At 60.5% G+C, this 11,515-nt stretch carries 14 protein-coding genes; 8 read left to right on the forward strand and 6 right to left on the reverse strand.

The annotated features are described in order from the left end of the window. The first annotated feature begins 13 nt into the window (after positions 1 to 13). Both ACR0C9_RS11130 and xth read left to right on the forward strand, forming a co-directional pair. Positions 14 to 337: a HesB/IscA family protein gene (locus ACR0C9_RS11130; RefSeq protein WP_170450056.1), complete on the forward strand. Its 324-nt coding sequence runs from the start codon at positions 14 to 16 to the stop codon at positions 335 to 337. A gap of 182 nt (positions 338 to 519) precedes the next feature. Beyond that, entirely contained in the window at positions 520 to 1,299 is a 780-nt protein-coding gene (gene xth, locus ACR0C9_RS11135) for an exodeoxyribonuclease III (protein WP_480781031.1), read from the forward strand. Between the two features lie 4 nt (positions 1,300 to 1,303). Here the strand turns inward: xth and ACR0C9_RS11140 are convergent, their stop codons facing one another. Then, a complete protein-coding gene (locus tag ACR0C9_RS11140; RefSeq protein WP_170450052.1) occupies positions 1,304 to 2,455 on the reverse strand; it encodes an FAD-dependent oxidoreductase in 1,152 nt (383 codons plus the stop codon). A 71-nt stretch (positions 2,456 to 2,526) separates the two neighbouring features. Next, positions 2,527 to 2,949: an RNA polymerase-binding protein DksA gene (gene dksA, locus ACR0C9_RS11145; protein WP_170450050.1), complete on the reverse strand. Its 423-nt coding sequence runs from the start codon at positions 2,947 to 2,949 to the stop codon at positions 2,527 to 2,529. Positions 2,950 to 3,328: 379 nt separating this feature from the next. Between dksA and ACR0C9_RS11150 the strand changes: the two genes are divergently transcribed. From ACR0C9_RS11150 to ACR0C9_RS11170, 5 genes are all read left to right on the forward strand, one after another. Beyond that, positions 3,329 to 4,174: an AAA family ATPase gene (locus ACR0C9_RS11150; protein WP_170450048.1), complete on the forward strand. Its 846-nt coding sequence runs from the start codon at positions 3,329 to 3,331 to the stop codon at positions 4,172 to 4,174. A 97-nt stretch (positions 4,175 to 4,271) separates the two neighbouring features. Next, entirely contained in the window at positions 4,272 to 4,721 is a 450-nt protein-coding gene (locus tag ACR0C9_RS11155; RefSeq protein ID WP_480781032.1) for an N-acetyltransferase family protein, read from the forward strand. Then, a complete protein-coding gene (locus tag ACR0C9_RS11160) occupies positions 4,718 to 6,085 on the forward strand; it encodes a DUF2927 domain-containing protein (RefSeq protein ID WP_480781033.1) in 1,368 nt (455 codons plus the stop codon). The genes ACR0C9_RS11155 and ACR0C9_RS11160 overlap by 4 nt, the downstream gene beginning before the upstream one ends. 7 nt (positions 6,086 to 6,092) lie before the next feature. Then, positions 6,093 to 6,263, forward strand: a complete 171-nt coding sequence (locus ACR0C9_RS11165) for a hypothetical protein (protein ID WP_170519210.1) — start codon at positions 6,093 to 6,095, stop codon at positions 6,261 to 6,263. A gap of 3 nt (positions 6,264 to 6,266) precedes the next feature. Further along, positions 6,267 to 7,451 (forward strand): vWA domain-containing protein, encoded by a 1,185-nt coding sequence (locus ACR0C9_RS11170; protein WP_170629059.1) that lies wholly within the window; start codon positions 6,267 to 6,269, stop codon positions 7,449 to 7,451. Between the two features lie 69 nt (positions 7,452 to 7,520). Here ACR0C9_RS11170 and ACR0C9_RS11175 read toward each other — a convergent pair whose 3' ends face one another. Both ACR0C9_RS11175 and ACR0C9_RS11180 read right to left on the reverse strand, forming a co-directional pair. After that, the gene (locus ACR0C9_RS11175) at positions 7,521 to 7,964 is read right to left on the reverse strand and encodes a YqfO family protein (RefSeq protein ID WP_480781034.1); all 444 of its coding nucleotides are present in this window, start codon (positions 7,962 to 7,964) and stop codon (positions 7,521 to 7,523) included. Between the two features lie 82 nt (positions 7,965 to 8,046). Continuing rightward, positions 8,047 to 8,751: a metalloregulator ArsR/SmtB family transcription factor gene (locus ACR0C9_RS11180; protein WP_170450037.1), complete on the reverse strand. Its 705-nt coding sequence runs from the start codon at positions 8,749 to 8,751 to the stop codon at positions 8,047 to 8,049. Between the two features lie 193 nt (positions 8,752 to 8,944). Here ACR0C9_RS11180 and ACR0C9_RS11185 point away from each other — a divergent pair, with 193 nt between their 5' ends. Next, positions 8,945 to 9,631, forward strand: a complete 687-nt coding sequence (locus ACR0C9_RS11185; RefSeq protein WP_170519220.1) for a M48 family metallopeptidase — start codon at positions 8,945 to 8,947, stop codon at positions 9,629 to 9,631. A gap of 106 nt (positions 9,632 to 9,737) precedes the next feature. On the opposite strand, the gene ACR0C9_RS11190 is transcribed toward ACR0C9_RS11185, so the two are convergent. Then, positions 9,738 to 10,280 (reverse strand): RSP_2648 family PIN domain-containing protein, encoded by a 543-nt coding sequence (locus tag ACR0C9_RS11190; RefSeq protein WP_480626128.1) that lies wholly within the window; start codon positions 10,278 to 10,280, stop codon positions 9,738 to 9,740. Then, the gene (locus ACR0C9_RS11195) at positions 10,277 to 11,479 is read right to left on the reverse strand and encodes an RSP_2647 family RNA methyltransferase (protein WP_480781035.1); all 1,203 of its coding nucleotides are present in this window, start codon (positions 11,477 to 11,479) and stop codon (positions 10,277 to 10,279) included. The genes ACR0C9_RS11190 and ACR0C9_RS11195 overlap by 4 nt, the downstream gene beginning before the upstream one ends. Between the last annotated feature and the right edge of the window lie 36 nt (positions 11,480 to 11,515).

Consider the following 11,515-nt stretch of genomic DNA (forward strand, 5'->3'; position numbering starts at 1 on the left):
TTTGGAGATTGGCATGAATCTGCCCCCAACAGTCACGGAACGCGCCTTTGATCGCCTCGCCGAGATCGGCGCAGCGGATCAGGGTCAAGCCCTGCGCGTCGCGGTGGAAGGCGGCGGATGTTCCGGTTTTCAATACGAAATCGCACTGGATAAACCTCAGGACGACGATCTGGTTCTTGAGGGCAAGGGCCAAAAGGTCATCGTGGATTCCGTTTCCCTGCCGTTTCTTGAAAATGCCGTCATCGACTTCACCCAGGAACTGATCGGCGCGCGGTTTGTGATCGAGAACCCCAACGCCACCTCCTCCTGCGGCTGCGGCACCTCTTTTTCCATGTAGCGCAGGTGGGGGCCAGCCCCCACACCCCCGGGATATTTGTAGCCAGATGAAGCAGGGATCCGTCTCTTCATCTGGCCATAAATATCCCGGAGCGCGAGGCAGAGCCTCGCAAACCCGCCATCCGCCTTGCCGTTGGGCCGGTTCTGCGCGATAGGTTGCCCTGAGGCATCGGAGGAGCGCGCATGAAAATCGCCACGTTCAATATCAACGGCATCAAGGCGCGGGCCGAGGCCCTGCCCCGGTGGCTGGATGATGCGCAGCCCGATGTCGTTCTGCTGCAAGAGATCAAATCGGTGGACGAGAACTTTCCACGCGAGTTGTTCGAAGAGCGTGGTTACAATGTCGAAACCCATGGCCAGAAGAGTTTCAACGGGGTTGCCATCCTGTCGAAACTGCCGCTTGAGGATGTTTCGCGCGGATTGCCCGGAGATGACGAAGATGAGCAGGCGCGCTGGATCGAGGCAACCGTTGTTGGAAAGCAGGCCTTACGGATTTGCGGGCTGTACCTGCCCAATGGCAACCCGGCTCCGGGCCCCAAATACGACTATAAGCTTGCCTGGATGGAACGCCTATATGCGCGCGCCAAGGACTTGATGGCCAGTGAAGAACCCTCGCTGATGGCCGGGGACTACAACATCATTCCGCAGCCCGACGACGCCAAACGTCCCGATGCGTGGCGCGAGGATGCTCTGTTTCGCCCCGAGAGCCGCGCGGCGTTTCGCAAGATCCTGAATCTTGGGTTTACCGAGGCGTTTCGCGCCCGCACCCAAGGCCCCGGGCACTACTCGTTTTGGGATTACCAAGCGGGGGCCTGGAACAGGAATGACGGCATCCGGATCGACCATTTTCTACTGACGCCGCAAGCCGCCGACCTGATGCGCGACTGCCGGATTGATGCCGAGGTCCGTGGGCATGAAAAGCCGTCGGATCACGTTCCGGTCTGGGTGGATCTGGAGATCTGATAGATCAGGCGGTCACGTCGTGGCTGTAAATCCATTCGTACCGGCGCGTCAGATGCGGCCCCAGGGCTGAAAGCGCCAGCTGCGCGGCAAACCGCATGGGGCCTTGCAGGTGAAAGTTGCGGGCGTTTGCGGCAGCTGTGGCGACGACACGCTGGGCGCGAGGGATGCGTGTTGCCTCATAGGCCGCAAGGGCGCGGGCCACGCCCGATTGGTCCGTGAAGGACCGCGCCAATACCCAGGCGTCTTCCAGTGCCAGACAGGCCCCCTGCGCCATGAAAGGCAAGGTTGGGTGCGCGGCGTCCCCAAGCAAGGCAACACGCCCGTTTTGCCATGTCTGGGCGACGGGCCGCAGGAACAGCGCCCAGACATGCGCTTCCTTCACCTCGGCCAAAATATCGCGCACGGGGCCACCGAAGTCAGCGAACCGGGCGCGCAGATCATCTGGATCGCCCTGCTTGCGCCAGCCTTCTTCCTGCCAGTCAGACCGCTCTTCTACTGCCACGATATTCATGAGTTTCTGGTCGCGCAGAGGGTAAGTCACCACATGGCGGCGTGGACCCATTGTAAGGGTTGCGCGCGGCTCTGCTTCGGCACCACTCCACGGGAGCGTCGCGCGCCAGGCGACCTGATGGGTGAAACTGGGCATCTCGGGCCCGTTCAAGTCGGGCCGGATGGCGCTTCGCCCGCCATCGGCGGCTATGGCACATTCGGCGCGGAGGCGTTCCCCGTTAGCCAACACAATCTCGGCTTCTGCGGGGTGCTTGTGCACCTGGGTCACGCGCGCATTTAATCGTATGTCCACGCCCGCCTTTTTGGCCGCGTCATGCAGCAGATCCAGAAGATCGGCGCGGTGGTAGTAATAGGTCGCCCCCGCCGTCGGGCCCGGAACGCGGCTGATCACACGCCCTTTGCGATAGTCGCACAACACCGTGCCGTAAGATCGCTGCCCCAGTTCGGGGATGTCCGAGACCACGTTCAGGGCGTGCAGAACGCGCATCCCGTTTGCGCTGATCTGCAGGCCCGCCCCGACCTCGGTCAAGGCGGGGGCCTGTTCCAGCACTGTCACTTGCGCCCCGCGTTGGCGCAAAGCCAGCGCTGCGGCCAGCCCGCCGATGCCGCCGCCGATGACACAGAATCTAAGCCCGTCGATATTCATGCCCTTGGCTTAACGCAAAAACGCCGAGGCGACAGGCCCCGGCGTTTGTGTTCTTGTGGATTCCGCAGCGATCAATCGTCGCGGTGAACCTTCTCGCGCCGCTCGTGGCGTTCCTGCGCCTCTAGCGTCATGGTTGCAATCGGACGTGCATCCAGACGTTTCAGCGAAATCGGATCGCCTGTCTTTTCGCAATACCCGTATTCGCCTTCGTCGATCCGGCGCAGGGCCGAGTCGATCTTGGCCACCAGCTTGCGCTGACGATCCCGGGTGCGCAGTTCCAGCGCACGGTCGGTTTCCTCGCTTGCGCGATCGGCGACATCGGGAATGTTTCGGGTATTGTCTTGCAGCCCTTCGATCGTGTCGCGGCTGCCTGCGAGTAATTCTGTCTTCCAATCCAGCAGCTTGCGCCGAAAATACTCAAGCTGCCGATCATTCATGAAAGGTTCATCTTCGGCCGGGCGGTAATCGTCCGGCAGAAAAACTTCCTGCTTCATATTTGCTCCCTCGGTATGGCCTGAAACGTCGGTAGCGGTAGTATCACCTGACATTTGGCACCCCCTTCTGCGCAGCGTTTATCCGACGGGCACACGATTGTCACTACACAAACGTAGGACCGGCGCGCCGGGTAGCTGGGCTGTCTAAATATGAGACTTGAAACAACAAAACGTTGTTTTTCAGTGGTCATACGCAGGTTTTTTTGGGGCAAGTTTCAACCGGCGGCACAACGGGGCACCTGCGAATCACGTAAAAGGGTTTGGAGTCGTTGCGATTTTCCGCTGAATCGACGCAGCGACCCGGGTTGTCAAAAACCCCACCCCTCTGTAACCCGGAACCAAGATCGCCCGCATCCGCGCGCTACCACACGAGGGGCCCATGACCGCACGTTTCCAAGGCACAGCCGAATATGTTGCCACAGACGACCTGAATATCGCCGTGAACGCCGCCGTCACGCTGGAACGTCCCCTGTTGGTCAAGGGGGAACCCGGCACCGGCAAAACCGAGCTGGCCAAACAGGTGGCCGGTGCGCTGGGTCTGAAAATGATCGAGTGGAATGTGAAGTCCACCACCCGTGCGCAGCAGGGCCTGTATGAATACGACGCCGTCAGCCGGTTGCGCGACAGCCAATTGGGCGAAGAACGCGTGCATGACGTGGCGAATTATATCCGCAAGGGTAAACTGTGGCAGGCGTTCGAGGCGGACGAAAAGGTCGTTCTGCTGATCGACGAAATCGACAAGGCCGATATCGAGTTTCCAAACGACCTGCTGCAGGAACTCGATAAGATGGAGTTCCATGTCTACGAGACCGGCGAGACCATCCGGGCCCAGAACCGCCCCATCGTCATCATCACCTCGAACAACGAAAAGGAACTGCCCGACGCCTTCCTGCGTCGCTGTTTCTTCCACTATATCCGCTTCCCGGACGAGGCCACAATGCGCCGCATTGTCGAGGTGCATCACCCCGGCATCAAGGATGCACTGCTGACCACCGCCCTGACGCAGTTCTACGAAATCCGCGAGACGCAGGGGCTGAAGAAAAAGCCCTCGACCTCGGAAGTGCTGGACTGGCTCAAGCTGCTCTTGGCCGAGGATCTGACCGCCGAGGATCTGAAACGCGATGGGGCCAATGCCCTGCCCAAGCTGCACGGGGCGCTGCTGAAGAACGAGCAGGACGTGCATCTGTTCGAGCGTCTGGCCTTTATGGCGCGCAGCAAGCGCTAAATTGCCTTTGAACAGGCTGTGAACGCGGCTTGCCTTGCGACGGGGTGGATGTCAGCATCGAAAGACCTAAGCTTATCTCAGTAACAGGACGCATCGCTTGGCCAACGCACCGATAATTCGCCCCCTCACGGCTGAGGACAGGGATCAATGGGCCGAGATGTGGCACGCCTATCTGGCGTTCTATGAAACCTCCGTCCCGGATGAGGTCTACGACACTACGTTTGAGCGCCTGTCAGGCGATGATCCGCAGGATTTCTCGTGCTTTGTCGCGGAACAGGATGGCAGGCTTGTGGGCCTGACGCATTTTCTGTTCCACCGCCACGCCTGGAAGGTTGAAAAGGTGTGCTATCTGCAGGACCTGTTTGCCCGGCCCGAAGCACGCGGAACCGGGGTCGGGCGCGCCCTGATCGAAGCGGTATATGACGAGGCTGACCGACAAGGCGCGCCGTCAGTCTACTGGCTAACGCAGGATTTCAACCACACGGCACGAAAGCTATATGACCGGATCGGCACGCTGACGCCCTTTATCAGGTACAATCGCTCATGATCCGGTGGGGGGCGCTTGCCGCGGCACTGGTGCTTTCCGCCTGCGCATCCGTCGAACGGATCGAGCTACCGGACAGCGTGAAAGTTGTCGAACGGTCACTGCCCCCGGCCAAGACGTTTTCAACGGCGCGCCCTACCCCTCCGGCGCGGTCGAACACCAACATCGCTTCGGATTTTGTCGATCTGCATTTCGCACTGGAAGGCGGTACAAAACTGCCGGTGTTCACACGGTTCGAGACGCCGGTGACGGTTCGTCTGACCGGCAGGCCCACACCCAGTATGCAGCGGGATCTGACCAGTCTTCTGTCGCGGCTGCAACGCGAAGCCCGGATCGATATTCGCCAGATCACCGAGGGTCAGGCCAACATCACTATCGAGGCCGTCAGCCAGCGCGACATTCACCGCATCCTGCCAAACGCGGCCTGTTTCGTGGTGCCCAACTCCTCCAGCCTGGAAGAATACCGCCGCGACCGGCGCAAGATCAAAAGCAGCTGGACCGAGCTGCGTCAGCGCGAGCGGTTGGGGATTTTCATCCCCTATGATGTCAGCCCTCAGGAAATGCGCGATTGCCTGCATGAAGAACTGGCACAAGCGCTGGGGCCGTTGAACGACCTGTATCACCTGCCGGATTCGGTGTTCAACGACGACAATATCCACACCGTTCTGACCGGGTTCGACATGCTGATCCTGCGGGCGGCCTATGCGCCCGAGTTGCGCACGGGCATGACCCGCGAACAGGTCGAGGCGGTGATCCCGGGTGTGCTGAGCCGTCTGAACCCGCGCGGCGATCGGCTGGCAGTGCAGCCATTGACCGAAACACCCCGCGAATGGATTGACGCCATCAACAAATCCCTCGGCCCCGGCCCCGGATCCCCCCGGCAAATGCGGGCCGCCCAACGGGCCGCCGAAATCGGTCGGCAACTGGGATGGACCGACCATCGCCGCGCCTATCCGCATTACCTGATGGGCCGCATGGTCCAGTTCCGCGATCCGGCAGCGGCATTGCAGCAATATCAGATCGCCATGCAGTTCCTGAACGCCACACCGGGAACCGAGGTACACCGCGCCCATGTCACAACCCAGACCGCCGCCTTTGCCCTGGCACAGGATCGCGGGCCAGAGGTACTGCCGCAGCTGGACAGCGCCATTGATGTGATGACCCGCGCCGAAAACGCCTCACTCCTCGCGACGTTGCTGCTGCTGAAATCCGAGGCGTTGAAGCAGGCCGGACAGATGCAGCAGGCACGCGCCGTCAGGGTGGACAGTCTGGGGTGGGCGCGATACGGGTTTGGCTCGGATCTGGTGGTGCAGTCGCTGGTGGAAAGCGGCGCGGCTGGACGTTTGGACAACAATACAAGCGGATGACAAACGAATGCTCGTAGTACTGGGAATGGCTGTTTTGGGTGCAATCCTGGGCGTTTTGAGCGCACGAAAGCGCAACGGCAACGCTGCGGATATGGCGCAATACGCGGCAGGCTATGGCATTGCCTTTGCCCTGGTGGGCCTGATCCTGTCGCTGATCCTTGTGCGTTTTGTGGGGTAGCCCATGTTCCTGCCCTTCTTCGAAAACCTTCGCAAAGCAGGTATCCCCGTATCCCTGCGCGAATATCTGACCTTTCTGGAAGGCATGAAGAAGGGTCTGGCCACCTATGATGTCGAGGCGTTCTACTACCTCGCCCGGGTCTCGATGGTGAAGGACGAGCGCAACATCGACAAGTTCGACCGCGCCTTTGCTGCCAGTTTCGAAGGGCTGGGCGAGATCAGCTTTGATCAGGTATTGGATGCCGTCGACATCCCCGCCGACTGGCTGGCCAAGATGGCCGAGAAACATCTGAGCGATGAGGAAAAGGCCGAGATCGAGGCGCTTGGCGGTTTCGACAAGCTGATGGAGACGCTGCGCGAGCGTTTGCAGGAACAGCAAGGCCGCCATCAGGGCGGCAACAAGTGGATCGGCACCGCCGGGACCTCTCCGTTCGGGGCTTACGGCTATAACCCGGAAGGCGTGCGCATCGGCCAGAAGGAAAGCCGCCATCAGCGCGCGGTGAAAGTCTGGGACAAGCGCGAATTCAGGAACCTGGACGACACGGTTGAATTGGGCACGCGCAATATCAAGGTGGCCCTGAAACGCCTGCGCCGTTGGGCACGCGAGGGCGCGGTTGAAGAACTGGACCTGGACGGCACCATCCGCGCCACGGCTGAACACGGCTATCTGGACGTCAAAACCCGGCCCGAGCGCCATAATGCTGTCAAGGTGCTGCTGTTTCTGGACGTCGGCGGTTCAATGGACCCGCATATCAAGGTGGTTGAGGAATTGTTTTCAGCCGCGCGGACCGAATTCAAGCATCTGGAATACTACTACTTCCACAATTGCCTGTACGAAGGCGTCTGGCGCGACAACCGCCGCCGCTGGGATCAACAGACCCCAACCCATGAGGTTCTGCGCACCTACGGCCCCGACTACAAGTGCATCTTCGTCGGCGACGCCTCGATGAGTCCCTACGAAATCGCCTATCCCGGCGGTGCCAACGAACACTGGAACCAGGAGGCCGGTCAGGTCTGGCTGGAGCGCGCACGGGAACAGTGGAGTTCCAACCTGTGGATCAACCCGGTGCCCGAGAAGTACTGGGAATACACCCATTCCATCGGCATGGTCCGCGAGATTTTCGAGAACCGGATGGTACCCATGACGCTGGCCGGGCTGGAACAGGGCATGCGGGACCTGACGCGGTAGCTGCGCTGCCCGCTTTAAGCCCTATTCGACCGACTTTACGCTTTGAAAGAACGGCGGCTTTTGCAACCGCTACCGGTGTTCTTCGGGCACCCAGTCTTCGGCATCGCTGTTCCAAAACCTGTTGGGATTGTCTTCGTCTACGCCGCGAATGTGAAGCGTCCGGAGATACTGGCCCACGTACACAACCGGTTCTTCGTAGGGGTGAGATGCATAAATGGCCTTCAGAACGTGCACGGATTTGGATTCCTCACCGCCTAAGAAAAACGAGACTTCCACGCAGGGCACTTCGACTGCCTTCTCAGTAGCAGCATTGCGACCGCTCCCCAGTGACCTGAACTGCTGGGTTCCCAACGTGGTCTTGTATGTCACGGAATCATAATCTCCGTATTTCAGCCTGTCCTCGATCAGAACCGCATCCACGATCCTTTGTGCATGTGTATCGGGTACCTGAACAATAATCCGCAGCCCCTCTTCGGATACGAATCTATCATTGTCGAACGTGGGTAGTGCCATTGTTGCCTCCAACTGATGTGCAGTCGGAATAACCGGGATCGGTGTCACCGGCAGAAAAGACAGTTCGTTAACGACCGAAGTATCAGACTGGATTGAAGAGATCGATATCCGGTTGGGTTATACCGAACTGGCGCTTAAGCGCATTCCACCCTTCATCGGTGATGTTCAAAGCTCGACTGCCAGTGCGGCGCTCCAACCACCCTGCTTCCAGAAATCTATTCATGATCCCAGTTGCCAGCGGGCCCGAAATGTGATGCCGCCTCTCCGTCCAGTCGAGGCAGAGCTTCGCCGGAGGCTTGCCCGTACCACCGATTGGACTCTGGATGCCGATATCATCGAGGAAGCTTCGATAGCGCGGACCGGCTGAGAGAGTGTCATTGTGTACTTTCAGCACATTGAGCGCGATCAAGCGATCTGTCATCAAAACACCCATCCTGCCCGCGATGTGGTTGTAGCAACTGCGTGACAGAAGAGTGTCCGTGCCAAGCTGACCGGGACGCGACAAATGCTCGGTGGGAGAAAGCTGGGCCAGCCCTTCCAGAATTGCGGCGACTTCTGCATTGGCGATCCGGTGATAGATATGTCTTCCGCTACGTAGTGAAGCGGTCAGGCCTGCATGTTCGAGCTGCTTTAGATGACCACTTGCCGTCTGCGGGCTGACGCGTGCCGCACAGGCCAACTCCTTGTTGGTGAAAGCGCGGCCATCCATCAACTCGCAAAGAATTCGCGATCGGCTGGGATCGGCCAAAGCTGCGCCAATAATATCCAGTCTTGGTTCGACGGTCATACTGGCCAGCATATACGCACCCTTCAAACACAGCCAGAGCGAACGCTTCGATGGTGGCCGAAGTAAGAAGCTGTTTTGGCAGATCGGGTATTGGCGCAAAGGCAGCAAAATAACCGTTTATCCGCTTCGTCGCGCACAGCAGAATCTAAACTTTTTGTTTGCCCCCAAAGCCTCACGCTACCATATCTACCCCATGTTGCGTTTCACCCCGATCCTTCTCGCCATTGCTTATGGCCTTGTGATGTACCGGATTTCCGTCTGGCGCACCCATCGTGAGTTGGACCAGAAGTCGACCGAGCTGGCTGATCCGGCGTTGAAGCGGATGACCGATCGGCTGGCCGCCGCTTTGGATATCGCGCGGGTGCCGGTTTATATTTATGAGATTGATCCGGTGAACGGTCTGGCCGCGCCGGATGGGCGGATTTTCATCACGCGCGGGTTTTATCGCAAGTTCCGGAACGGTGAGGTTTCGGCCGAGGAAATGGCCAGTGTGATTGCGCATGAACTGGGGCATGTGGCCTTGGGTCATGCGCGGCGTCGGATGATCGATTTCTCGGGACAGAACGCCTTGCGCACGGCGCTGATCCTGGTGCTGAACCGGTTCATTCCGTTTGTCGGCGCGATGATTGCCAATGCGCTGACCTCACTGCTGGCCTCGCGCCTGTCGCGGCAGGATGAGTATGAGGCTGACGAATACGCCGCTGCTTTGCTGACCAAGGCCGGGATCGGGATCGGGCCGCAGAAATCCTTGTTTCACAAGCTGGAAGACCTGACGCAGCAGAGGGCTGGAATGGTGCCTGCCTGGCTCATGAGCCATCCGAAGACGGGTGAGCGGATTGCGGCGTTGGAGGCGCTTGAGCAGCGTTGGGCGGGTGGCTGAGGGGGGCGTAGCGAGAGGCCAGCCTCGCCGCCAATGGCGCTCGAACCAATGGCGCACCCATGGCAGCTCTCCGAGATATTTTCAGCCAGATGAAGTGGGATCCGGCCTATTGAATGAGTGCTTTGCCCAGGCGCGGCAGGCGGGCTTTTTTCATCAGCGCGCGCAGGGTCCATTGATCGCCGGACAGGCGGTTGGCTTCGGCCAGGACCTGGTTGGCGATATTGGTCATGCCGTCGGGGTCGGTTTGCCAGAAGCTGTGAAGCAGAGTGTCGGGGTCGCGGCGGTCAAGCCCCTCTTCCGCAAGGATGTTTTTGGGGAAATCCTTGGCGTTGACCGTGACGATAAGGTCGGCTGAGGCGTCAATGGCAGTTGCCAGAACGTGGATATCTGCCGGGTCAGGCAGCCACAGGCGCTGTTCAAGCCCCGGTGCGGGCGCGCGTTCGGCCTGCGGCCATTGCACCTGAGCCAGGGCGATTTCGGCGCGGGCCTGGGCCTCGCCCTCGGGGCCGAGTTTGCGGGCGGCGCGGGCCCATTCTTCCAGTATGCGTGCAGACCAGATCGGGGTGAAATGGCCGAGTTTGGCAGCACCCAACAGCATCTCTCGCATCACCGTGGGGTAGATGACGCAGGTGTCCAGAACCGCCTTCACAGCCGGTAGAACACGGCTTTGAGGTAACCGCTTTCGGCCAGTTGCGGCAGTTGCGGGTGGTCGGGGCCTGCGAAACCTGTGTGGATCAGTTGCGCTTGGCGTCCGGCCCGGCCAATCCCGCGCGATGAGGCGTCGCGGAAGCGTCCAAGATCGGCGGCGTGTGAGCAGGAGCAGAGGCCCAGATAGCCACCGGGCTTGACCAGCGGCGCGGCCAGACGCGCGATGCGCTCATAGGCGCGCAGCCCCGCATCCAGCGCCTGTTTCGACGGCGCAAAGGCGGGCGGGTCGCAGATGACAACGTCGAATTGCGCGCCCTCCTCGCCCAGTTGGGTCAGCACGTCGAAAGCATCGCCCTGGCGGGTCCGGAAACGACCCGAGCAGCCGGTTGCCTCGGCCCCTTTGCTTGCCAACTCCAAAGCGGCGGCAGAGCCATCGACGCAGGTAGCTTGCGCGGCCCCTCCGGCCAGCATAGCGAGGCCAAAGCCGCCCACATGGCTGAACACATCCAGCACCTGTGCGCCGGGATGAACCAGCCGGGCAGCAAAGGCATGGTTCGGGCGCTGATCGTAGAACAGGCCGGTTTTCTGGCCGCCAGTCAGGTCGGCCATATAGGTCGCGCCATTCATCGGCACCGGTAACGGCGCGTCCGGGGCCGACCCGCGCAGGGTTTGGTTCATGTCATCCAACCCCTCAAGCCCGCGGGTGCGGCCTGAGGCGTTTTTGAGGACGGTCGTTACTCCGGTGACTTTGACCAGCGCGTCGGTGAGCGTGTCCAGATGTGCCTCGGCCCAGGCGGCGTTCGGTTGGATCACACAGGCGTCCCCGAAGCGGTCGATGATCACACCGGGAAAGCCGTCCGCCTCGGCGTGGATCAGGCGGTAGTATGGCGCGTCGAACAGACGCTCGCGCATGTCAAGCGCGCGGCGCAGGCGGGTTTCGAACCAATCCGCGTTCAATTCGGCGCCGAGATCGCGGTCCAGCACACGGCACATGATTTTGGACTCGGGGTTAACGGCCACCAAGGCAATTGGCGCGCGTTTGTCATCTTCGAGCAGGGCCAGCGCCCCGGCGGGGATTTTTCGGGTGCGGCGGTCGGTGACGATGTCATTGGCGTAGACCCACGGGAACCCGTGGCGCAGACCGCGCGCGTTGGCTTTGGGTTTCAGGCGGATACGGGGGCGGTCGGCGGTTTGGGTCATGATCGCCTCATAGTCGCGAACAGAGCGAAGGAAAAG

The sequence above is a fragment of the Ruegeria sp. C12 genome (genome assembly GCF_056537745.1).